At 39.0% G+C, this 25,157-nt stretch carries 19 protein-coding genes; 3 read left to right on the top strand and 16 right to left on the bottom strand.

Annotated features, from left to right (window positions below; translation table 11 throughout):
* Positions 1–73: 73 nt before the first annotated feature.
* From HC000_RS13495 to HC000_RS13445, 11 genes are all read right to left on the bottom strand, one after another.
* Positions 74–1,072 (bottom strand): HNH endonuclease signature motif containing protein, encoded by a 999-nt coding sequence (locus HC000_RS13495; RefSeq protein ID WP_179807922.1) that lies wholly within the window; start codon positions 1,070–1,072, stop codon positions 74–76.
* Positions 1,072–1,770 (bottom strand): OmpA family protein, encoded by a 699-nt coding sequence (locus HC000_RS13490; protein ID WP_058374752.1) that lies wholly within the window; start codon positions 1,768–1,770, stop codon positions 1,072–1,074. The genes HC000_RS13495 and HC000_RS13490 overlap by 1 nt, the downstream gene beginning before the upstream one ends.
* Complete coding sequence (locus tag HC000_RS13485) at positions 1,770–3,536, bottom strand: hypothetical protein (protein ID WP_179807921.1); 1,767 nt, start codon at positions 3,534–3,536, stop codon at positions 1,770–1,772. Before HC000_RS13485 ends, HC000_RS13490 begins: the two co-directional genes overlap by 1 nt.
* A 380-nt stretch (positions 3,537–3,916) precedes the next feature.
* Positions 3,917–5,851: a DUF262 domain-containing protein gene (locus HC000_RS13480; RefSeq protein WP_179807920.1), complete on the bottom strand. Its 1,935-nt coding sequence runs from the start codon at positions 5,849–5,851 to the stop codon at positions 3,917–3,919.
* Positions 5,844–7,190: a DUF262 domain-containing protein gene (locus tag HC000_RS13475; RefSeq protein WP_179807919.1), complete on the bottom strand. Its 1,347-nt coding sequence runs from the start codon at positions 7,188–7,190 to the stop codon at positions 5,844–5,846. The genes HC000_RS13480 and HC000_RS13475 overlap by 8 nt, the downstream gene beginning before the upstream one ends.
* 5 nt (positions 7,191–7,195) lie before the next feature.
* Positions 7,196–8,977 carry a restriction endonuclease subunit S gene (locus HC000_RS13470; protein ID WP_179807918.1) on the bottom strand — a complete coding sequence of 594 codons (1,782 nt, stop codon included), beginning with the start codon at positions 8,975–8,977 and terminating at the stop codon, positions 7,196–7,198.
* Complete coding sequence (locus HC000_RS13465) at positions 8,977–10,464, bottom strand: N-6 DNA methylase (RefSeq protein ID WP_179807917.1); 1,488 nt, start codon at positions 10,462–10,464, stop codon at positions 8,977–8,979. The genes HC000_RS13470 and HC000_RS13465 overlap by 1 nt, the downstream gene beginning before the upstream one ends.
* 118 nt (positions 10,465–10,582) lie before the next feature.
* Positions 10,583–13,039 carry a DEAD/DEAH box helicase family protein gene (locus HC000_RS13460; RefSeq protein ID WP_179807916.1) on the bottom strand — a complete coding sequence of 819 codons (2,457 nt, stop codon included), beginning with the start codon at positions 13,037–13,039 and terminating at the stop codon, positions 10,583–10,585.
* A 166-nt stretch (positions 13,040–13,205) separates the two neighbouring features.
* Positions 13,206–14,276, bottom strand: a complete 1,071-nt coding sequence (locus HC000_RS18435) for a hypothetical protein (protein WP_218911012.1) — start codon at positions 14,274–14,276, stop codon at positions 13,206–13,208.
* Positions 14,277–14,498: 222 nt separating this feature from the next.
* Positions 14,499–14,744, bottom strand: a complete 246-nt coding sequence (locus HC000_RS13450; RefSeq protein WP_179807915.1) for a hypothetical protein — start codon at positions 14,742–14,744, stop codon at positions 14,499–14,501.
* Positions 14,744–14,941, bottom strand: a complete 198-nt coding sequence (locus HC000_RS13445) for a hypothetical protein (protein WP_179807914.1) — start codon at positions 14,939–14,941, stop codon at positions 14,744–14,746. The genes HC000_RS13450 and HC000_RS13445 overlap by 1 nt, the downstream gene beginning before the upstream one ends.
* 952 nt (positions 14,942–15,893) lie before the next feature.
* Here HC000_RS13445 and HC000_RS13440 point away from each other — a divergent pair.
* Both HC000_RS13440 and HC000_RS13435 read left to right on the top strand, forming a co-directional pair.
* Positions 15,894–16,727 (top strand): AAA family ATPase, encoded by an 834-nt coding sequence (locus tag HC000_RS13440; protein ID WP_179807913.1) that lies wholly within the window; start codon positions 15,894–15,896, stop codon positions 16,725–16,727.
* Positions 16,728–16,788: 61 nt separating this feature from the next.
* A complete protein-coding gene (locus HC000_RS13435; RefSeq protein WP_179807912.1) occupies positions 16,789–17,643 on the top strand; it encodes a hypothetical protein in 855 nt (284 codons plus the stop codon).
* 60 nt (positions 17,644–17,703) lie between these two features.
* On the opposite strand, the gene HC000_RS13430 is transcribed toward HC000_RS13435, so the two are convergent.
* Both HC000_RS13430 and HC000_RS13425 read right to left on the bottom strand, forming a co-directional pair.
* Entirely contained in the window at positions 17,704–17,937 is a 234-nt protein-coding gene (locus tag HC000_RS13430) for a hypothetical protein (RefSeq protein WP_179807911.1), read from the bottom strand.
* Positions 17,938–18,644: 707 nt separating this feature from the next.
* The gene (locus HC000_RS13425; RefSeq protein WP_179807910.1) at positions 18,645–19,037 is read right to left on the bottom strand and encodes a hypothetical protein; all 393 of its coding nucleotides are present in this window, start codon (positions 19,035–19,037) and stop codon (positions 18,645–18,647) included.
* Between the two features lie 909 nt (positions 19,038–19,946).
* On the opposite strand from HC000_RS13425, the gene HC000_RS13420 reads away from it, so the two are divergent.
* Positions 19,947–20,399 (top strand): hypothetical protein, encoded by a 453-nt coding sequence (locus tag HC000_RS13420; protein WP_225741023.1) that lies wholly within the window; start codon positions 19,947–19,949, stop codon positions 20,397–20,399.
* 169 nt (positions 20,400–20,568) lie between these two features.
* Here the strand turns inward: HC000_RS13420 and HC000_RS13415 are convergent, their stop codons facing one another.
* The 3 genes from HC000_RS13415 to HC000_RS13405 are packed head-to-tail and all read right to left on the bottom strand — an operon-like array spanning position 20,569 to position 25,018.
* The gene (locus HC000_RS13415; protein WP_089369112.1) at positions 20,569–20,874 is read right to left on the bottom strand and encodes a DUF3240 family protein; all 306 of its coding nucleotides are present in this window, start codon (positions 20,872–20,874) and stop codon (positions 20,569–20,571) included.
* Positions 20,867–23,941, bottom strand: a complete 3,075-nt coding sequence (locus HC000_RS13410) for a CusA/CzcA family heavy metal efflux RND transporter (RefSeq protein WP_179807909.1) — start codon at positions 23,939–23,941, stop codon at positions 20,867–20,869. Before HC000_RS13410 ends, HC000_RS13415 begins: the two co-directional genes overlap by 8 nt.
* On the bottom strand, positions 23,942–25,018 hold the full coding sequence (locus HC000_RS13405; RefSeq protein ID WP_179807908.1) for a hypothetical protein: 1,077 nt from the start codon (positions 25,016–25,018) through the stop codon (positions 23,942–23,944).
* Positions 25,019–25,157 lie beyond the last annotated feature (139 nt).

Here is a 25,157-nt window from a genome sequence, read left to right as displayed (position 1 = left end):
TACCTCAGGTTAATATGCTGAGTAAATTATGCATAGGTAGCATTAATATTGGTATGTGGGTTTAATTGCGCGCTTACATTGAAACAAATGTTTCTTTATCTTGAATAACAATCCCTAGCTCAGCACCTGGTAACCTAGTCGACTCACATTTTTGTAAAAGGCCATCTAATGCTGTATCCGCACACTCTCGCAGATTATCGTAATTAAACACGTCAAACTTATGTTGCTCACGTCTTAGTTGGTTAATTTTGAGAATATCTGAGTTGCTTACATATATATGATCATGATGTGGCTGCTTTTTATGACAATCTGCACAAAGTACTCTCAAATTATCTCGTTCATTATCTGCTTTATTCCCATTGATATGATGAGTATGTAAGAGCCTTTTTTCAGATTTAAGGTCAACGCCGCATTGCTCACACGTATAATTCAAATCGCTTCTTAACTTAGCTGAAATTGATGGCCAATCTGGCGTATAACCACTTGTGTGTTTCTTACTGTTAACAGGTAAACTTTTAAAGTAGGAGCTATAAACTTCGAAAAATTGTTCAAACGAAAAACTATTAAATACTTGATTTTTAACTTGAGGACTTTGAGTCGAGTAACCCTTGTAATTAAGAATTTTTAAGCAGTTTTTACATACACCTAAATCAGCTTCACCCACTGTATTAGAGCCTCCTCTGTAACTTGAGCCAAATACAGGGAAAAAGCCATCAACCCGATTAATTACATCGTAGCGTTTAAACCGGCCAGTTTCTCGCATCAACTCAAGAGTAGAGCACTCTGCCACATGGATACGTCGCCCTAATTTACCATTAGACAACACGGCTTCAATGTCATCTCCTTGATCAGGTATATAAAGCATAACCTGATGGCCATCATAGTTTAATACACCATTTGACCCATCAATTTCATCTAACTGTACATCTTTACCTAAAATCATCCCTTGATTAAGGTGACTGCCAATGCTTTCGAGTTCAGAAGCATCACTGCTAATAGAAAAGTCTGTTACTACATGCCCTAAAGGTGCTACCGCTCTATGTAACGCACTAAAATCAACTGTTAGCTTCATCACTGCGCCTCCAGTATCCGTTTTATTTGAATGTCAGCATTAGTAATAGCCCTAAATGATACACGCCTTGACCTTGCAGCATCTTCCACACCATTCTCTTTAATCAAACGCGAAGATGAAAAGCCGACTGCAGCAATATTAGCTTTAATCCAATCAGACTCATTAGGCATAAGTGCATAGCCATACTCTAATACAGAACGTGTTCGCCCTTGAGATAATCGCATATTATAAAAGTATGCTTGCGCTTCTGTAGAGCCTCTTAAACCAACACTTGAAGTATGACCCTCAATACGAATTTCATCTAATGAGTCCCTAAACGGGGCTAGCACGTTGATATAACGGGGGAAAAAGTCGTTTAATATTTCTTTATATGCGTCGCTTAATCGAGTTTCATTATTTGCAAATAATACATCAGGAGATTGAAAGTTAAACGCTAACGTTTCTTTGTCTATTGTTGCTCCCCACTTATCAAGGTCTTTTTCAAATTCGCTTTCTAGAGCTTCATAGATAGCCACTTGATTTTGTTGGTAAGCAACAGCAACATCTTTAATCTTGTCGTTTTCTTTTTGAGTTATCATCATAAAAACAATAGCTATAAACAAGAATACAACCATTAGACCAGCCATCAAATCTGATACAGTTAACCAATGGTCACCACTATCTTGTGAGGTATTTTGAGAGCCAAATATCTTTTCCATTACATTACTCGCTGACTTACAACTTCATTCATCGCTTTAGTTAGCTTAATGTAATCATCAACAAATTTACCGCTTACCTGCGCAAGTGCCTTACCCATTTCGTTCATTACACGGTTTATTTCTTGCTGCATCGCAGTATCAATAAGTTTTAGTTGTGAGTCTACGGCTTCACCAGTCATACCAACCTGCTTTTTAACCTCATTTTCCATTGCGTCAAAGGTACGTTTAGCTTGGTTAATTTGCTGTGTAGCTGCATCGTCAATCACTTCATTAAGGCGTTGCTGAAGTTTTTCTGCAGACTTAACTACAGTGTCACGCACCTGCTCTGTATCAGTCACAAGGTTTTGATTAGCTTGCTTCATAGTTGAAGTAATGTCTTTAGCGTCATCCACTAGTTTTTCAATCATGTCTCGCATATTGTTATTTAGGTCTGTCACTGTATCTTGTAAGTGCTGCTTAATTACTTCAGTTTGCGACTGTAAATGATCAGATGTTGTCTTTAAGCTTTCGTTAGTACGAGCTGTATTATCTGTAAACTCATTACCTGCTGTTTGGATTTCTTTACCAATCTTGTCTGAACTTTCTATCAAACGATCGCCAACACTATTAATGCCTTTCTCTGTTTCATGAGCAAACTTGTCTAATAAATCATTAGATGTCTGAACGTGTGTTTTTATGTAATCGTCTGATTGTGTAAGAAGGGTTTTATAATGGTCACTCGCTGTTGTTACAGCAACCGATATATCGTTTACTGTAGCTTCAACTTGTTTTTGAATTTGCGGGACGGCTTCAACAGCTTTGTCGCGCATATCTTTAAAGGCCTCTAAGTGGCGTTCAAGCTCAGCTAATTGATGTTGATTAGCTTCCATAACGCCTTTTAATTCACCCATAGATTGAGGAATTATTTGGCTTTGCTCACTAATATGAGCAACAGATGACTCAGTAGCAGAAATAGAAGCAACACCATGAGCGTATTGTTCACTCATTTCTTTAAGCTGAACTTTATAGTTTTCTTGCCATTCAACTAATTTAACTACCGCTTCATTTAATTGTTTAAAGTTATCACCAAACTGCTCTGTTAAGTTATTATTAAAATCACTAATCACCTGTTTTAGCGCTTCAATAACTTGCTCGGTAGCTGACTTTGATAAAGTATCTGCAAAGTCTTGTAGTTTAAGCCATAGCTTTTCACTAAACGCCTCAAAGTTCTCTTGTTGTTTTACAGCTTGTTCTTGGGCAATATTTATCGATGTTTTTGCATTATCATTAATATCACCACGTAATATTTTTAATTGCCCAAACAGTGTTGACTCTTCATTACCAACAATCGCCTCTTTTAAAACTTTTGTTTCTGCAACCTGCGCTTGCATAGCACCTAATATCGCCTCAGGTGTTGCATGAGAAATGCTATCTTCTAGTTGCTTAGGTTTTAAAAATGAGAATGTAGACAGTGTTTTAAACACTAAAGATAAAAATATACCCGCTAAACTTGTAATAAATGCCGTTTTTAAACCCGCTAGCAACAACGGAATACTGGCTTCTATATCATTTTGGTTAAATTCTAATAAACCAAGAACTATACCTAAAAAAGTACCAAATATACCCATAGTAGTTAATAGTGTTGGAACGAACTGAACAAATTCAACTTGCCTAGCCTTTTTGGTGTAAAACAAACCTGAACCAAAAACAAAAAGCATTAAAATTAATACTGCACCGCTAACAACGTTTGTATCAAAACTGCGTAGTAAACTTTCTAGTATATCCATATGATTTATCTTTTGTACTCTCGTAATTAAATAGACAACTACCTTGAAACCTCAAAGCAGAAAACACGCATTAATGGCAAGGAAAAGAATCATAAAGAGGTATAAAATTAACAGTGGGGGTTTGGTGGTACTGCTCGGCTTTTATCCATAAAATCTTTACGCTCCCTATCGCCATCCACAACTAAAATAAAGCAATACTTTAGTCGTGGCGAGATAGTATATAAATCAACTGTGATAAGCAAAAAAATAATGATAAACAACTAAAAAAGCAGGTTATATGACCAAGCTTTAAGCTTAAATTCAGTAATAATTACTGTTCAGCCAATATTAACCATTAATTATAAGCCGTGTTATTAAGTAACTCGACTTATCGCTGTAGCTCATATTTTTATTGCGGATAAAACCTTTAACATGGCCGATTCATGGTTTTTTAAATTTGTTCGACCTAGTCCCACGGGGCCCCAGTCATCGTAACTCATCATAATCGCTTGCTTTAAACTCTCAGCACGATTGTTCTCACGATAGAAGGACTTTTTATCCTGCGGAGAGTAATTGCTGAGCCTCGAGTTACTACTTGGCGAAATTAAACATAAATTTCCAAAGCGATCGACATCCTCCATTTTGCTTGCACCTGATGGATCGGTTTGCGGGAAGTAATGCTCAACAGAGGTTCTAAAACTAAACTGAAAATCATCAAAGTGCTTTCCAAGCTCTTTTTTACCTTTACCATCAAATGTTTCACCATCTGATAAACGCTTCCACAAAAGGTAATCCAACCGATTAAACACGAAGTTCTGAACACCCGTTCCTTGATGTAATACGCCTAAGCTCTCTTCATTAAGCTCTAAACATTGACCGCCGGTGATTTCTTCAAAATAGCGATCGCTTAAGCGCTCAAGCTCAGTTAAGTACACCTCTCCATCAATGCTTAAACCCGTATCCTCTGTAGTATTCCTATTCAAAATACTTAGCGCATCATTTAACCAACGCTTATAAACTAAGGCTGGGTTTGATACATGGAACATTGCTAATATCATGCGCAATTTTTCATTTAATGTGTCTTGGTCTTTACCAAAAGAGTTATTATAGCTAGAGCTTGTGCTAGTACCGCTCGTATTAGCTATGAGTGTTTGTAGGCTCCACTTACGCTTTTCATTGTGTTGGTCTGGCTTGATGATGTAGCTATCAAGTAGAATTCGGTACTTGAGCAACTCATATACAAAGGTTTTGGCTTCTACCTTAAAGCCATTATCTTTACTAATAAACGCATCAAGTAATTTTTTATCATCAAGCGATACCCCCTTAATCTCAGGCATCAACTTGAGTACATGAAGTAAGAAATTTGAAAAGTCGATAACCGTGCCAAAGCGTTCTTCTTTCTCGCGCTCTTCATCATCGGTATTTTCACTGGGTGTTTTATTGTCGATAATTTCGCGTAGTGTCATTGCATCTTGTTTTTGCTGTATACTCGTATGCTTTGCTTGAATCGCATCAAAGCTTTTTGGCATTGTTTGCCAATTGTCACCAAATACTTCTTTACGCAAATCAGATTGAAAACCCATCTGTGTGTAACGCGTCATATTTGAGCAAGCATCCCAAATGGTCGAAAAACAGTTTCTTTCCTCATCATTACTCAGTGTAGCCATGAATTTCGCTTTCAATACTTCGTGTTTTTCTAGCTGCTCACCACGGTTATTCATGATCTCAAAGTAGTGATTAAGATCGGTTTGCGGTGGCACAACGACTTTCAATATAGTGACGTTATCTAACAGGTATTCGCAAAACTGCTTAATTTTAGCCTCTGTATCTAGCCCTTTGGTTTTGAAGTAACGCTGAATAATGTTCAACGCAGCATGAATGTTAGGCTCTTCAGCCTCGCCACTTGACTTACCTCTATAAATATCATCTAACGCTCTGGAAGATTTTGGGCGACTATCAAAAGTTAGGTTAATGTCTAACCCTGCTAGGTCACTCTCATCCAATACTTTTCGATGCTTTAGATACGCCAATAAAATAGAAAGCGTGGTATGCCTTTGCTGCCCATCAATAGTCTCGTACACCACATTTGATTGCTGTGAGTGAGTTGTGCGCTGATAAACAACAAGACTACCCAGGTAATATTTTACTTGTTTTACGCTAACAGTTTCACCTGGCTGAGTAATAAGCCCTGCGGCATCACTAATATCTTGAATAAGCTGCTCAATCTCAGGTGCACCCCAAGCGTAATTTCGCTGATAAATAGGGATAATATATTGAATTTTCTTATCAAAAAGCACTCTAACGGATAACTGTTCCACTTGTTTCACATCACTCATTGATACTTCCCGATTTCATTGCTTCAATAAATCCTTGTACTTTCTCAGCATTATTAAACTTAGGCACTTTTATATAAAGCGGCTGAAAATTCAACACCTGTTGAGGGTGAACAGCTTTGCGAATTACTCTAAATAACCCGCTACGGCTTTTAGCGTGGTTATCAACTGACTCCATGCCAATACGTTGCAATTCAAGGCGTAAATAATATGCCCAGCGATAACAAATCTGCGCCGCTTTTTCTAACTCCACATCACCAAATTTGTCGTAGTAATACATCACGGTACACAAAAATAAATTGCGCACATAGCTATCCCCTTTACGGTGACTGCCACTGTACCTAGCGTATTTATCAACAAACAAAGAGAGCTTTGCCTTGTTACCAACAAATAAGGTTGAGTGAATGGCCATGTAGTGCTGAATGTATTCAAAAAAACGCTTACCGTTGATCATCACCTGTTCTACTTGGAATGGGTAACTCTTAGTTTGCTTGTCCCATTTTCGCGCAGGATCGCCATTAAAGGTTTCAATCGCGTAATCGAGCGCCAGCATTGCATCCACATAAGCATATTGCGTGTTATCTAAGTTAATACCCTTGAATACATCAATGTTATGACGACTAAACGTAATGCCATAATCACCGTCAATCCATCGGCGCATACGGAACAAAAACTCTCCAATTATGGTGTGCAAATTGGCTGAATCATCATCAGGGTTAACGCCTTGCTCCCACAGGCTTACATAGTGCAAGCGTTCTGCTTGTGTCGTGGCATCCATCATTTCACGCAAATGATATGCTTTTAGTAAATCATGTGGAGCAAGTGCTTTACCACGGGCATTTTGAGAATCAAAAAACTGAAACGCTTCACTCAAATCATCTAATGTCACTTGAATAAGCTCGCACTTGTTAAGCACAAAATTAAGTAATTCCTGTTTTTCAGTAGCATTTAGACCGGTTACTCGTTCAGAGATAATTTGCGCATTATTTTTGAGGTTTTTAATACTGACGGGTGACTCAAATTTATGTTCAAGCAAGGTTGATGAAATAGCTTTCTCAGCCCCATCAAGAATAGTGCAAAGCAACGTTAAAGTGAGCAACCGCTGCTGCCCATCAACGATGTTCAGTGTCTCTTTTTTATTCTCATTCACTGATTCTTTATCTTGATGCAATACCACAGTACCAAGGCGATAACACGGCTTAGTGCGGTGATTAAAAATATCATCAATTAACTGATTAACGTGCTTAGGCTGCCATTTATAAGGCCGTTGGTACTCAGGAATCGTGAGTTGTTGCGCTAACAATTGCGCAATAGTTTGTGGCTGTTCGAAAATAATTGCCATTTTTACTACGCCTGTTCGACTATGGCATCGGTTAGGTGAAGTTTAGTGGTTTGTGCGTCGGTTAAACGGGCTTTAAGTTGGTCGCACAGTGTCATTAGTTCATCGACTTTAGCTACAATGCGGTGTTGCTCTTCTAAAGGGGGAAGCATCAAAACCAACTCCTCTACATCACCTCTTGAAATACCTGGTATCGCAATACCGACCCCTTTACTTTGGAAGTAATTGTATTGTGAATCAACAAATAGAAACAGAAAATCAAGACTCCCTTTTAATGATTGAATAGCCATCAACTGTCTACTTATAGCAATAGTTGTATTCGCTCGGTTTAATTTACCTAACCCCGCCCCCTTACACGTGATCAATATGTCGTGTTTATTTGCCAGTGCTCTAAACTCTTTAGTGTATTTTGAATAAGTCGGATAATAAGTACCAAATTCCGCTGGCCCCGTAATATATGGGACACCATCTTCAATCTTATTCTCGCTATATTCATTTGGTTTCAAATGTTGCCCTGAAACTAAATTGATTACTTCCCCCATTCGACACCACTCCCACCCATTAGGTAACTCCAACTGTTTTTCTTCATCAGTGATTTCTGGCAGTGGCTTTTGCTTTTTGATTTTTTTGTCTTTAATCAGTTGGGCTTTTTCGGCTGCTATGCGCTCTAGAAGTTTGGCGGCGGGTTCATCAACAGGGTTTTGTGGGACGAGTTTACCCATTACAGCTAGTTGTAGAATAGTTTGTTTTAGCGTGTCGATGCTGGCGGTGGTGGTGAATAGCGTGTCGAAGTGCTCGTTTAACCGTTGCCAGTTTTGTTGAAACTGTTTAGTGGCTTGCTCGGGTGTTGCGGTTTGCTCTGGTGCTTTCAGCAAGGCCTCTAACAGCACTTCAACTAACGTTTGATGTGCCGTAATACTATTTTCAGTTTGCGCCTCAAGCGCATCACACAAGCCCATTAGTTCATCGACTTTAGCAACGATACGTTGTTGCTCTTTCTCTGGGGGAATAGGAATAATTGCTTCATTTGCACGCACAATTGTTAATGTGTGAACAGTAGTCCCCATACTTTTCTCATGTATTGCTTTTACCCACAAAGGTGAATACATAAATGTTTTCAAGTAATCAGAGTTGATATTCGCTAAATTTTTAAAGATTAAAACACTTGCGTCTTTAAAATAGAACTTATCATCTGAAGTAACGATATAAGGCACACCTATAGTACCTACACCGGTGATCATTAAATCACCTTTTTCAGGCACATTCCCTTGCTCCGATAGCTTTGTGTATAGCTCTTGAGTGATGAATAAATCATCTTCAACATAACCATTAGAACTCAGTTTGACTATCTCTCTAGCTCGATAAAATGGCACTCCATCACTTTGCCAGTCTTTTTTTTGAACTCGACTGCTAGAACCAATTAATCCTATATTTCCTAACCTTTGAATGTTCCAACCTTCGGGCACTTCAAACGGTTTTTCATCCTCACTAATTTCCGGCAATGCTTTTGGGAGTTTGATTTTTTTATCTTTAATCAACTGTGCCTTTTCATCGGCTATTCGCTCAAGCAATACTGAAGCGGGTTCGTCGTTTGGATCTTGTGGCACTAATTTGCCACGTACGGCGAGCTCTAAAATAAGTTCACGCAGCTTTTTAATACCGTGAAGTGAAAACTTTTTAGATGAACCACGCCCTGCTGACGACTTTTGCTCAATGCCCGTCGTCCAAATATCAAGATGTTCTGTGATTAACTGCTCGGCGTTTTTGTTAGGTGTTTTTAACTCAGCCATTACTTACCCTCAGTATCTTTTGAAAGGGCTGCTGACAATATACCTTTAAGCTGGTCACGCAGTGCTTGTATATCTGCTTGCTGCTTTGAATAGTCGGCTAGTAACTCTTCTGGGTCGTGACTTATTACCTCGCCTACATGCGGATTTTTAATGTCTAGGTTGTAGTTACGGGCAATAACATCGTCGATTGATACTTTCCACGCTTGCTCTGTTTCAGTTCGGCTTGCAAAGCCGTCTGCCTCATTGCCCCACCATTCAAGTTCGGTTTTAAATTCTTCAAACTTCATTGGTTTGGTTTTGTTGTAATTTTTAACCCCTGCTGGGTAGGGGTGTTCGTAAAACCACACGTCTTTTGTACATTTTTTAGCGGTTCCGTCACCTTTGGTAAAAAACAGAATATTAGTTTTAATACTGGTGTACGGGTTAAACACGCCATTGGGTAAGCGTATTATGGTGTGTAAGTTACATTCCTCCACCAATAGCTTTTTAATTTTGGTTTTTACGCCTTCACCAAATAAGGTGCCGTCGGGCAATACTACTGCGGCGCGGCCTTTGGTATTGAGCACTTCTATAATGAGCTGTAAGAACAAGTCGGCTGTTTCACGAGTTTGCATGTCGCTTGGGAAGTTTTTTTCTATGCCGTCTTCTTCAGTGCCGCCAAATGGTGGGTTGGTGATGATTACATCTACTTGATCATCCCAGCTTGAAAGTGGTTTATTTAGGGTATTACCGTGTTTAACTTGTACCGGTACCTCAATGCCGTGAAGCATCATGTTAGTAGTACACAGTAAGTGCGGGAGTTGTTTTTTCTCTACGCCGTGTATTTGCTTTTGAAGTATTTGGTGGTCGTCGCCCGATTTTACATAGTTAGCTTTTACATGGTCGAACGCACACGCTAAAAAGCCACCGGTACCACAGGCTGGGTCCATAATAGACTCGCCTAGTTTTGGGTCGGTTACCGCCACTATAAATTTAGTGATGGCGCGCGGGGTATAAAATTCGCCCGCGTTGCCTGCGCTTTGTAAGTCTTTTAATATTTGCTCGTACAAGTCGCCAAATAAGTGGCGCTCTTTTGAGTCGGTAAAGTCTATTTCGTTTAGTTTGTTAATAACCTGGCGCAGTAGTGTGCCGTTTTTCATGTAGTTAAAGGCATCGCTAAAGGCCTGGGTTACTACATAGCCGCGCGGGTTTTTATCTATAGGTGCGGTTAGGTTTTTAAGCTCAGGGAATAGCTTGTCGTTTACAAACTCTAACAGCTCATCGCCCGTTATGCCTTCGTTATCGGCTGCCCAATTGCGCCATAAAAATTGCTCAGGGATTGGCTCGCGATAGTCGTCTAATTCAAGCTCTAGTTCTTCTTCTTGCGCGTCGAATACTTTTAAAAATAGTAACCACGACATTTGGCCAAGGCGTTGTGCGTCGCCATCGACACCGGCGTCTTTACGCATAATATCTTGAATAGACTTAATAGCTGAACTGATAGACATAGTATTCTCTTGTTTGATTATTTTTATAAACAGCGGCTAAAAGCAAATATGAAAGCTGTTTAATTTAAATGGTTTAATGCTTTGCTGACGCTAATACATAGCAACAGCAAACATAAATTTAGGCTGTTTTAGGCGCTGGCATTTGGTAAATTTCGGCCTCGAGCTCTTTTAGTGCTTGCTCGTATTGTGGTTTGCCACCAAAGCCTTTTTTTACTATTTCACTTAGGCTGCCAATTTCGTTAAACGGCGCCACTTTAAGCGCTTGCATAGATTCTATTTCTTGCACGCCTACATCGGCGTATTTTAACAGAAGGTTCTCGAGTACGGTGTGCGCGGTACCCGAATATTTAGTGAAATAGTTACGCTTTTGTACGTTATCTGCGCGCTCTTTACGGGTAAGGGGTGGTTGGTCGTAAACTACATGGCAGATCATATCAAATGGGTCCATGTCTTTGCCGACTTCTTCCTCAAGCGCGGACCAAATAATGCCTTCTTCGGCAAGTTCATCTATTACTGCTTGCTTACGGTCTGACTCATTCCAACGTTTTACAAAGTCATCCAGTGAGCTGTATTGCTTGCTCATGGTTTTACGGGTGTAATCTATAAACGATTCGGTAACGAGTTTACCGTCGGTATCGTAATACTGTACTCGCTCTGCCACTTTATTAACGGTAACACCTGATACGCGGTACTTAACCATTTTGTTAGTTTCATCGTCCCATTCGCCGTCAAGCGTGCTATCGCCTTTAGAGTCATTTATGGTGTCGTTATTGGCATCGCTTTCATCACCGGTTGATTGATCATCGAATACGCTATCAGGTTGCTCTTCGCCCGTTGTATCGTCTTGTGATTCAATATCAACGTCTTCGTTTTCAATGTCGGTTGGCGTTATTTTTATTACTTTTTCTGGCGTGCCATCAAAACGTTCATCGGCAAATAACTCAGTGGCTTTTTTAAAGTCGAGTATGGTAAACCATAGCTTGCCGTAGCGGTCGTCAATACGGGTACCACGGCCAATGATTTGTTTAAACTTGGTCATTGATTGGATGTTTTGATCAAGCACTACTAGCTTACAGGTTTTAGCGTCTACCCCTGTTGTCATAAGCTCTGAGGTGGTAGCAATAACTGGATAAGCACGCTTAGGACTACAAAAATTATAAAGTTGAGCTTTACCTAATTCATCATCGCCAGTGATCTTCATCACATATTTATCGTTTTTAGCCATTTGCTCTGGATTTAAGTTGGCAATGGCACAACGCATACGCTCGGCGTGATCTATGTCGTTACAAAATACAATGGTTTTAGCCATAGGATCTGTACGCTTTAAATAGTTAGTAATGGTTTCTGCCACAAGCATGGTCCGCTCATCAATCACCATTGTGCGATCAAAGTCTTTTTGGTTGTATATGCGGTCTTGTATTACTTCACCGTTACTATCAACCTGGCCCTTAGTGGGTCGCCAGCCTTGTAGGTCTACATCGAGATCGACACGTACCACTTTGTATGGGGATAAAAAGCCGTCTTCTATGCCCTCTTTAAGAGAATAGGTATAGGCAGGGTCGCCAAAATAGTCAGAGTTTGATACTTCCTCAGTTTCTTTTGGTGTAGCGGTTAAGCCAATTTGAGCAGCACTTTTAAAATAAGTAAGTATTTCACGCCAGGCACTTTCTTCGCTTGCGCTACCTCGATGGCACTCGTCAATAACAATAAGGTCAAAAAAGTCAGGGTCTACATTTTTAAATGCTTTTTGATGTTCTTCTGGCCCTGTCAAACCTTGATAAAGTGCTAAATGTATTTCGTAAGCGGGATCAATTGTTCTGCCAGTAATTTTGGTCATTGCTGTGTCGAACGGCGCAAAATCACCACTTTGAGTTTGATCTATCAAAGCTGTACGGTCGGCTAAGAATAAAATGCGCTTCTTAGCCCGTGACTTCCATAAGCGCCAAATGATTTGAAACGCGGTATAGGTTTTACCGGTTCCGGTTGCCATAACGAGGAGTACGCGGTCTTTACCTGACGCTATAGCTTCTACTGTTTTATTAATTGCTTGGAGCTGGTAGTAACGCGGGTGCTTGCCACTACCATCATCATAATAGGCTTGGTTTATTATAGGAAGTTGCGATTCAGTATAGCCCTTGTAGGCACAATACTTTGTCCACAGTTCTTGCGGTGATGGGAAGTCTTCTAAGCGTATTTCGGTTTCGAGGTTATGCGCATCAGGCGTGCCTAGCTTAGTTTTATCGTGGAAAATAAAGCCATCTCCATTAGAGGCGAATATAAACGGCACATCGAGTAGCCTGGCGTAATCCAAGCCTTGTTGGAGTCCTTTATTTACTGAGTGTTTATTAGCTTTAGCTTCAATGACAGCAAGCGGCATACTGGGTTTATGGTAAAGCACTATGTCAGCCGATTTAACCGTTTTACGTACACCAAGTTGCCCACGTACGATTACTTTACCGTCACGTAATTTAACCTCTTGGCGTATTTGGGTTATGTCGTCCCACCCTGCGGTTTTAACTGCGGGTAGAATAAACTTACTGATTATATCGGTTTCGCTGAGCTTTCTTTTATCCATAACTTAAACCATCCCTAAATACTACGCTATGAGCCAACAAGGCTTTGCGTACAACTCGTTGATTCAACGTGTTTCATGCTGTTTAGTGATGCTATATAAAATAGGGTGAATAAGCAAAAATAAAAGATATTAAAAGTTAGCTAGTTGAGTTAATAAAAGTATTAAGCTAATTATTGCTATAACCAAGCTGAAATAGTAACTCATTGCTATATTGGTTCAGAAGATTAAAAGCTTTTTCTTGCTTAACGTTCATCTGTCCGCCAAAAATTTTATACTTAAGTGAGCTATGTTTTTTAAACATCCTCAAGTTATCTTCAAGCAACTTACCAAAGTGATTGGCATACTCGGTAATGTGGTAATGATGCTGCTGGACGGTTTTAAGGTGAGCCGTTGCTTCAGATTCAAGGGATGTTAACTTTTCTATCTCTGCCAACAGTTCAACTTTTTTCATCTTTATTTTTTCGACTTTTTTATATGAACCTGTTACTGCAAAGTACATTGCGGGAGCTGCTATTATGCCACCTAAAACCATAAACCCTCCAGCCATACCAGCTCCACCTGCAGCGATAGAACCACCACCAAACCAAGCTAGTGTTGCGTTTGTTGCAGCTATACCAGAGAGTGAGGTAATAGCAGTACCTGTGGATGCACTACCTATAATGGTAACGACGCCCCAAGCACCAATAGCTGAAGTACCACCCACTAAACCACCAAACCCTGCTTTGAGTGAAGTTTTGAAACCATCGGAGAACTGCTTTAACTGAATTAAAGTTACTTTTTGATCAACTGACTTTCTGTCACTTGTAACATTAGATTTAGTTTGTAAAACCTTTCCAACTTTTTTTAAAAGTTTATTTGTTTTCTCTAATGTAAAGCCGATAGAATTTAAGGCTTTATTCGTCTCATCATTAATCAGTTTTAAATTTTCAAATACTGGCTTATACAGGGTGTTGTGTAAGTCTTCGTAATGTTTATTCTGGAGTGCTAAGTGATAAGTACCACCTAATGAAAAACAACCAATTAAATATTTACCTGTAGATTTTAATATTTGCCTCTTATTGCTTCCCTGAGCAAAAAACACTCCCTCAAACTCATGTTCTAAGTACTCAAAAGACTCATCAGAGATCTCAGTAGGTGTTTTATTACTATAATTTACTATGGCTTTATAAGCGGTAATGCTATTTTTTGATTGCTTTAAATGAGCAAGGTACTGTTCTTTGACTTCGCTGTAATACATTAATTTACTTCCTTGTTAACCAATACCCAACTTTTGAAAATATAAATAATAGAAGTCGGACAATTATTTTTAAGTTATAAGGTTACAGGATTTCTCTTATCAATATCACCAAGTATTCGCATAGAAATACACTTAAGTATTAGAGTCACACTTTTTCTAAATCATAAAACTAAAAAAGCGCCCTAGAATTGAGCGCTTTGCATTTCGGACAAATAAACAGGGTTATACAAATTTAAATAACAAATATTGCAGCATAGCTTTCATACTACGCTTATTACTTTGGCGATATTGCTCATAGTTAATTATACCAATAGACATTTTAGTGCAAAACAAACTTAGAGCGATAAACCAAGCAAAATTTTGAGTCGATTGGTACTGGACAGAAAGTACCGCTGAGCCACCAAATACAATGGTCGAATAAACGACTTCTATTCGATACCGGCTAACTGCTTTCAATATCTCAGGCATTAAAAGCCGTCATCAAATGCATTAAAACAATCGTGCTCTATAGAGTCTCCTATCGACTCTTCAATTTCATAAACAGTCATGACCCTATCAGGTTGGCCCACCACATTGCCGCCTACATCAACCATATTAGCGCTCGCATTTGTGATAGGTAATCCTGTTGAGGGATTAATAGCAATATCATTAGCGTCGTTTTTCATTTTTTAAACCTTCTTAATTATTAATTTATGCTATCAAATTTAATGATTTCGTGATAAAAAACAAACTGTTTGACTGCGCAGCTCAGCAACAAACAGTTTGAATAAGGCATTCACTTTTCTTCTATTTTCACTTAATTTTTTTAGTAAAAACCCTCTCCTCTTTATCTAAAAAGTTTATTAATAAGTTTAATTTGAAGACGTTTTTTGTCTGATAGACGCTCTTAAAACGCATTTTTCGGCACGACAAACTGCAAAAAAAGCGTCTCAGAATGAGACCAATAAGCGCGTAATGTGGCATAAGCGAAGCTTAGGACACATGGAGTTGCGCGAATGTACAGCTGGTCTGTACCAACCGCGATAATGTTTCGCATCAGCGAAATTCGATTAAAATTTGGCACAAATTGATATCGAACCATCTATTTTCGTAGAAAATTAAAGCAGATGAAAAAGGCGAATAGTGAGGAACTCACAGCCTTGTTAGGCGCGGCAGTATGGCGGTTGGTACAGAGCGTAGCTCGGTGCATTCGCGCAGGGTCTACAACGCTAGCGCGATAGCGCGTCGAGTCAGCTCGTTGCGGAGCAACACCAGAGCTGGCGGGCGTTTTAGACCCTATGGTTGAACAACGAAGTTGAGAAGCCATCCGCTGAAAGCGGCTTCTCTTTAGTGTTTTCATCCCTCGTTTCATTTAAAGAGCAAACGTACAACGTCTTGTAATGAATATCGTAATATTTTTTCCTAATTGAAATAAAGAATAACCTATAAAGTAAGACCTCCTCTTTAGGAGGAGGTCTTACTTTATAGGTTTAATTCACACAAATTTTCTACGTTTAAAAACAAAATTAAAAAAATTAAAAATAAATCGGCGGATTTTACATAAAACGCAATTAATTCGTTTTTCGACATCCTATTTAGAAATTCCGAAATACTCAAATCTTATAAGGAATTTATAGTATGAATGACCAAAAACATACCCAACAATTTTCACAAAACAGTGAATCAACAAACATGCCTAATCCATTACATCAATTAAGAAAAGCCGATAGCGTACTTAGTATTGTGCAAGCTGACATTCCTCAACCATGCATTATTGTACCTTCGATATTAACAGCCGGAGAGGCTACGCTGCTTGCTGCCGGAGCTGGCTCTGGAAAAACCTATATATCTCAGTATATCGCCGCTAGTGTTGCTGCTGGCATTACTAGCTTTGGTAATGAGCCGTGCGAAGCTAAAAAAGTTTTGTATATTGATGCTGAATTAGGCTTACATCAGATACAAGCACGTTTTGGCAAAATTTTTAACGCGATAGGTGCTGGACCTAATGGTGATTATTTAAAAATTATTCATAAAAAAAGCTTTAAAGGGGGAATACCTGACCTTGCGACATCTGATGGCTTTGATGCACTCGCCAGTGATATTCAATGGGCCGATGTAGTGATTTTCGATAACCTATCCGCACTGTATACATCCGCAGAGGAGCTCAATCAAAACGACTGGAACTACTACAACAAATGTATTGATGCATTACGAAACGAAGGAAAGGCAATTTTGATACTGCACCATACAGATAAAACAGGCAAAAACTACCGAGGCCATACCGAGATTGCGCGTGCAGTTGATAATGTGCTCATTGCAGCAAAAGATTTAAAACTGAGTACTAACGCAGTGACTGTGGTTGATATAGCGCAGTCTAAATCACGCAACGGCGCCAGTAGTGAAAAGCTTATGAGTATCGCGTTTGGTGATATATATAACGATGGGCAATTTTTGATGGTTCGCGCTAAATAAGCAGTCAATTTCGCATACTCGGGAGTTATATAAATTATGACTCCTGATTTAGTGAACACGAATGCAAAACGATAACGACTGTACTCACCAATACGCCCGCTATTTTGACATTGATATGCGATATAACGCAGGTGCTAACAACTATCAAAAAGGTATGAACCGGACTGCTCTAACAGTCCTTATTGCGGTCAGGTTTTCTATTGTCGCGCCAGTGATTATTCGCTGGCTCTATAATATTAGTCAACCTCAAGCACTTGCCCATTTAAATAAGTTAGTAGATGAAAAGCTGTTAACGATGGTCCCTACACACAGAAGCCCTGATGGGCGGGTTTATATTCCAACTTACTCAGGAGCTAAATACGCACAGGAGCAAACCAGCATTAGTACTTACATTCGCTCAAAATCAAACCCCGCACTGCAGGTTAACCACAACCACATAATGCACGACTTAATGAATGCATTTATTGCTCTGCGCGGATTACATAACCATACCTCTGATGGCGTTTACAGACCGCTATGGACAGGATTTTTATCTGAGCCAGAATTTAAACGATTATATAACCAAAGCAGTGCGCGAATTGTAGACGGTGTGGCCGTATTACCAGATAAAACCGTCGTTGCCATCGAAATTGAAAACTCATTTAAAAGTAAATCGACACGTCAGACTATACTGCTCAAATACCTCGCCTCACTTAAAGCAGGCCATTACCAACAGGTATTTATATTTTCACAATCTGCGCAAATATTTGATGATATAAAAAGATTGCACACTCAGTTGATGGATGCACTCCCCGAGCGCATAAATAAGAAGACCCAACAACCATTTATGACTCCTGAAGATGTTGCATTACTACAATCTGCGATTGTGTATCGCACAAAATTTTGTGATGAAATTACAGCGTTATTTTACTCATAAGCCGAAATATAAACGTGGAATAAAATGTTTACCCCAACAAAAAAAGCATCATCCGATGCTTTAGTGTTTTTTATTGCGGCTACAATACAGCGCAATTGTTTTAAATGTTAAATGCCCTATATAGCAAGCCGCCAAAGTGAGCGTATAGGATTGGATAGTAGGTAATATTAAATAGGTTTTATTTATTGGCCCCTCATAGTAAAGCCAACCGAAGGCGATAAATATAAAGCCAAACATACTGAATACCTCTGCTATAGCGTTAGCAATAAACTCAATCCATTTCTTCTTAGTCATAGCTATTGTCCTTTTTGTCCTTGTCACCTTATATAAGTACATAACAGAGGATTTATTAGGCTTTTGCCTTGCTTTAAAAACCAATCACAAAAATAAAAGAGAGCAAACTAAGTTCGCTCTCTTTATTATTTTGTCAGGTTACATTATGCGATTAAGACAACGCATTCGTGCCCTACCGCCAGGTCAATCGCTATATTGCCCTCCCCCTGCACAACCATCTACTCAGTAGATAGCATGACAAAGCTCATTTGATGTGCAGTGAATCACCTATTAGCTCTTCAGATTATGTAGCTTGCATAGCGACAAGCTGAGTGCAATTTTTTGGGGTAATGGATATGCAGGTATGTTGTGGCTTTACATTAATAATTAACTCCGCAGAAAGGGAATTACAAAGCGTACCGAGTAGTTCACTTAGGGTTTGTATATTTTCAATATGTTTCAAGTCACTCTTTTCTATTGCGCTAAGGCAACTTTCTAAAAGAAAAAATATCCGTGCTTGCAAAGTACGCGTCAAACATTATTATTAATAAAGACTTATAGTCGGAGAGTAGTTATGACTGAATTTTTAATGATGATTTTTCCAGCGATAGTCCTCACTATTGGCTTTGCATATATCGCGATGAAGCACGGCAAAGAAAAGTAAAATTAAACTTAATTAGAAGCTAATTTTTAAGTATAAGAAAACGAGCCCAGAGGCTCGCCAGAGTTTATGAGCTTTCTATTAACCGTAACCAACTATCTTCTGCAGCTGCAAAATACTCACTGGGTTTTATCATAAATAGCTGCTCAAATTCTGCACTAAACAAGCTGCAAAAATTTGTTATGTCTTCAATATGTATGAGTAAAAAAGCATACATCTCAACCCCTTCCAAATACCTCTGTGAGAACTCAGGGTTAGCAGCTAATAACTGTTGAGAAATACTAATACCCAAAACACTCCCTGCGCTATCTCGGTGTAAATAAACGTAATTGGTGAAGCCCAGCTCTAGTGCTTGCTTATCAATAACGTCAGCTAATAGCAAAATAGTTGAACTGTCATCCCACGGTGACTGACTGGCGCGTACATATTGGCGAATAAACGGTAATTTTTGGTCTTTCATGATTTTTCCTGGTTAATTTGTCCTAAAACTAACTAGGCATAAGCCTGGAGAAAAATTGAAAGGTATGAAATAAACGACGTAAATTTGCAAAACACACCAAAAACGTTAAGGTTAAGAAAGTGTTTCAAATATTGAGAATTTAAGATGAGTGATTTTATATGGTTATTACCGGCTGCTGTGTTGAGCATAATTTTAATTAGGCTTGTTAAACAAGCTAAAAAAATAGATTAAGTAAAAACAATACAAAACTTTTGGTTGTAACCGTCGGCAGTTAAAGTGACCTATAAGTCACTTTAAGGCCTAAAATACGGCTTAATGTTACCTAAAAGGCACTTTATTTTGAGGCTTAAAAAAGAAAAATCTAAGTTTTACTTTTATTAACTACCAATTCTCTTTTCCAAATTCATTCTAGAAGCTACAAAACACAAATATAAGATTCAAACACTCTACCAGTCTAAAATTTCAACTATTCAGTTAATACAATTTGCCTTTTAAGGCTGTTTTTAAGATACTAGCTAGGTGCTTGTGAATTACTAAAAATCGTAGCACAAACCATAGCACGACAAAGCAACACCTTGTTTTATATAAATTTAATTAAAAGCCTTATAACTATCGCAGTTAATGCATTTACTATTTATGAGTAGAGCCACTATTTAGCCTTTCTAATTAAAATCATTATAAAACATAAATATAGAGTTAAATTAAATGTTTTTTGACTACTTTTAATACAAGTCCAGTTCAATAATAAACCTTTATTTTTCATTAAATCGTAGCACACATTCCTAACACACCGTTTTACTTTTGGGTGTAAATTACAGCCGCGAATTATGCCTATTTCTCTCTATTTCTTTGTTGATCTTAATCAATAAAAATAGCCGTAAGGCCTTTATTTATATAGGTTACAACAAAGTGAAAAACTCTTTATCAACACTTACCAAGGCTCAGTACACTAAGGCAAAAATAGAATGGAATCAGCTCAAACCGCCGTTTTCTATGCAGCACATAAATCGGTGTGCTACGCTGGCTCAAAATATCATATTTTTTGAAGAAAAAAGCATTGGAAAACAAGGTCTTAAATCTAGTCGGACTAAAAAATTATCGAAATACGAAGCACAACACCATATTCGACTAATTTTCACCAAGTCTGGTACAGCCATTTTCTATTCTAATTTCCCTAAACCATCTGGCATAGCCAATACCAAATTAGGTGAAGTACCTGAATTAACGATAGCAAAAGCGCGTAAGCTTACTGAACAAAGCTTAATAGAGCGCCATAACACCGCACCTACCAAATTTGCAGCTTCATCGCTCAGAACATATCAATGCAGAATAAAAAAGCTCAGGCATCATCTCCCGGCTTAAGCGAGCGTTCCAATCTCTTTCAGCTGGAGAGTTAGAAAAAGTTATTGATAACATCAATAAGGCAGAATCCAATAACCCAGCAGCTGATATTGACGACTTTTATGTATCTGACCGTGTAGAGAGCCCCTAACTAAATATACATATCATGATCTAACTATAAGGGTATTAATTATCTAAGACGCCCGCTTTCATATATAGGCGTAACCCAGTATTTTAATGATGTGTGTTGGCATACAGGGCTTAATGCTGTTTTGATAATTTGTAGCTGCGCTAATAATATATGCACCTCAAACTGATAAAAGCTGCGATGCCCTTCTACTTGCTCAGCAATATCAAATTCACTGTGCTCCTTGCTGTAGCCTTCAATGTTTTTTAAGTTAAAGCCGGTAATGCAGTCTATGCCAATTAATATATCAACCACTTCATCTTTTATGTTTGTGGGTACATTTAGGGTAAAAAGTAACTGTTCAGCCATGTTTTTTCTCCAACCAACCATAAAAGATAGGCAGTAAATAAAGTGTTGTAATTGTTGAGGTAATTAACCCGCCAACAACCACAATCGCCAATGGCTTTTGAATCTCAGCGCCAGGGCCGGTAGCGAATACCAGTGGCAGTAAACCAAACATTGCGGTTGTGGCTGTCATTAACACTGGGCGAAGGCGTCTGCTTGCGCCATCTAAAATGCGCTGCATTACATTGGCAGAAAACATTTTCATTTGCTCTAAGTGGCTGATCATCACAATACCATTGAGTACCGCTACGCCAAGTAAAGCAACAAAACCAACCGATGCAGGCACCGAGAGGTATTCGTTACTAATAAACAGGGCAATCACTCCCCCCATTAACGCAAACGGAATATTAGCAATTATCAGCGTTGATTTAGATAACGATTTAAACGTGGTAAATAAAATAATGAAAATCAGTATTAATGCCACCGGAATAAGCACCAGCAAGTTTTGTGTTGCACGTTGCTGGCTTTCAAATTCGCCACCAAACGACAAGGTAAAACCACTGGGTAATTTTATGCTGCTATTAATTTTAGCTTCCAGTTCATTCACATAACTAACCACATCGCGGTTATCCACATTAACGCTTACAGAAGCAAAGCGTTTTGCTTTTTCTCGCTCTATTAACAATGGCCCCGTTTTAAAGCTAATATTAGCCACCTCTTCAAGTGGTAGTAGGCTGTTGTCGGGCATTAAAATTAGCTTTTGCTTTAATGCGCTCATTGACGATAACTCAAAGTGTGCTGCGCTTTCGCTTTTTTGTGCATTAAACACAATTGGGATCACGCGGTTTCCTTCTTGAAGTGCCGATACCTGCAAGCCTTCTAATTGCGACTTTAAATAATCGCTTAATCCTTCGGTGGTTAAACCAAACTGACTAGCAACCCCAGGAATAAGTTTAATATTTACGTATTTACCCCCTTCAATAAGCGCCATTTGCACATCACTTGCGCCGTCAATATTAGTGGCAAGTGCAGTGATTTTTTCAGCTAATGAGGCAAGTGTCGCAATATCATTACCAAATACTTTAATCGAAATATCACCGGTACCACCGGTGAGCATTTCTGATACCCGCATTTGTATTGGCTGAGTAAAGCCAATATTTACCCCTGGAAATTGCGTAAGTGTTTGTCGAATATCCTCGATTAGCAGCGCTTTGGAGTCAAAACGCCACGTATCTTTTGGTGCTAATTCCATAAACACATCGGTTTCGTTTAACCCCATAGGATCAAGCCCGAGTTCATCGGAGCCGGTACGGGCAACAATTTGTACGATTTCTGGGGTGTTTTTTAGCAGTGTGGCTTCAATTTGTTTATCGATATCCAGCGAGGCTTGCAAGGAAATACTCGGCGATTTTTCCAGTTGCACAATAATGTCGCCTTCATCTAAAACGGGCATAAAGCTTTTGCCAAGCCCCTGAAATAACACCCCACTGAGCACTAAAACAGCGACTGATATAACACTAATAGCCACCGGCTTTTTAATTGCTTGGGCAAGTGTTTTAGTATAAAAGCCTTGTAATAGCGTCACCATTTTAGGTTGGGTTACGGGTTCATTTTTTAATAACAACGAGGCTAAAATTGGAATAACCGTTAACGACAACAACAGCGCACTTAGCATGGCAAACACGATAGTTAACGCCACTGGGGTAAATAACTTGCCTTCTAGCCCTGTTAACATTAATAGCGGTGAAAACACGATAATTATAATGATTGTGCCTGAAAACACTGGCGTCGCGACTTCTTTACATGCGCGATAAATAACATGCAGCCGAGGGAGGTGCTGATTATTAGCCAGCCGATTTACTATGTTTTCAACAATAACTACCGATGAGTCCACCAGCATACCAATGGCAATCACTAAGCCACCTAAACTCATTAAATTAGCCGATAAATCAAACTGATTCATCATTATAAACGTCAGCAATGCCGACATAGGTAAAGACAAAGATACCACCAATGAAGAGCGAATATCGCCTAAAAACAAGGCTAGTAGCACTATCACTAAAATGATAGCTTGGCCTAATGCGCTGGTAATGGTGCTAATTGCGGTATTTATTAAGTTAGAGCGGTCGTAAAACACATTAATTTTTGTGCCTTGCGGTAATGAAGCTTCAATGGTGCGAAGTTTATCTTTTACATCTTCAACAACTTGCGCTGTATTACTATTTTTAAGCGCAATTATAAGCCCTTGTACCGCCTCTTCACTGTTTTTAGTGACTGCGCCATAACGGGTTAAACTGCCAACGTGTACCGTGGCAATATCACTTAACCGAATAACCTTATTTTGAGTGGACTTAATCACAGTATTTTCAATGGCGGTTATATCGGTGTATTTGCCCTCAGTGCGCAAAATAAAAGTGTCGTTGCCTTTTTCTAAGCGCCCTATGCCACCGTTTTGATTCGTTTGCGTGATTGCTAACTTCATTTCATCAAAGCTAACTTGATGCTGTTGCATCAATAAGGTGTTGGGAAGTATTTCATAGGTTTTTGAAAAGCCGCCAAGACTATTCACATCTGCAACGCCGGTTACAGTGCGCAGCAATGGACGAATTTGCCAATCTAAAAGCTCTCTTTTTTCAATCAGCGATAAGTGAGTACTTTCTATAGTAAACATGAACACCTCGCTCAAAGGCGTGCTCATTGGCGCCATGCCGCCACTAATATTACTGGGCAAGGCGGGCAAAATATTTAATAAACGCTCATTAACTTGCTGACGGGCCCAATAAATGTCGGTGCCCTCTTTAAAGTCAATGGTAATATCCGTAATAGAATATTTAGTAGTAGAGCGCAGCATTTGCTGTGACGGAATACCCAGTAATTCGGTTTCAATCACCCGTGTTACTTGCGATTCTATTTCAAGGGCGTTCATGCCGGGTAATTTGTAAACTATTTTAACTTGGGTGGGCGATATTTCTGGAAAAGCATCCACCGGAATACTTAACCAAGATTTAGCGCCAATGGCCATAGCAACAATAACAAAAATACTAACAAACAAACGCTGAGTAAGTGAAAACTTAATAAGCTGGTTTAACATTTACTCTCCCCCTAAGTGAAGCAACATACCTTGTAGCGCACTTACCGAGCTTATTAGTATCTTCTGATCATCTAGGTTTTTATTGGCAGTAAACACGTAGTCTTTGCCTTGTGTACCTTTGAGCTCAATCGGCAGTAACTCAAGGTTATCGCCAGATTTTAAAGCAATGTAATTAACATCTTCAAATTCAAACACCGCTGACTTTGCTATTTTAAAGCCTGTTAATTTATTTACCGGTGTGACTTTGATGGTTTGCCCCAGTGTCAGCTGGCACTCATTCGAGCTTACCGACGCCCATACTATTTGATGGTATTTATCTACAATACTGTCATAGCTCTCAATATTTAAGCTGCAATTTTGTGACAGCTTAAAATGCGCTAACGTGTTGGTAAAACTAAGGGGGACATTAATCTTAACGCGAATACTACTTGCATCGATAATATCAAACGCGGTGTCACCCATCACACGGTTTCCCGACTCATTAGTGAGTTTTAAAATGCCCGTTTTTGGACTCACTAAGGTCACGTTTTCATTATCATCAATGTTTAAAAATGCCATTTGATGTTGCATATGTTCAAAATTTAGCTTGGCTTCAAAATAGCTTTTAGTAATTTCAACCCATTCAGAGCTTCTTATTATTTTGTTTTTTAAGTGCTGTTGGTTTATGTCGTAATGGCTTTTAGTAATAGCGAGCATGTCTTTTGCTGATTGATAGGCATCTAAAAAATGGTGTACATCGCTGCCCTCAACGCTTGCGATAGTGGCGCCCTTTTCTACCATGCTGCCGTTAGGGTATAAGTAACGAACCTGCTGTACATCAAACGCAAACAGCACCGTGTAATTGACCCCGGGTTTGAAATTGACTTCACCAATTAAACTTTGCCCGTTAATAAACTCTGTTTTTTGAATTGGCGCAAATTCGACATCAAAACCACTGAGTGAAGAAAGCTCTACAGGTGCTAAATTTTGTGAAGCATGCACAGGGATAAGTGTTAATAAAGCCACCATAAAGAATAAAAATAACGTATATTGAATACGTAAAAAGTGAAGAATTTTTGTTGTAAAATTTAACAGCATTGCGTTTGTTCACATTTGATTAATTTCATAGAATGAACCATGACTTTTTTAGACTGTTAAATCATCAGGCAAACGCCGTACGTACCCAAAAAAAGCGTGACTCACGGTATGGGACATATGTCCATTGTATTTATAAATA

This window comes from Pseudoalteromonas sp. MIP2626 (assembly GCF_013414205.1).
GTDB lineage: Bacteria > Pseudomonadota > Gammaproteobacteria > Enterobacterales > Alteromonadaceae > Pseudoalteromonas > Pseudoalteromonas nigrifaciens.
The sequence above is the reverse complement of the archived record's forward strand: the minus strand, read 5'-3'. Positions and strand labels throughout refer to the sequence as shown.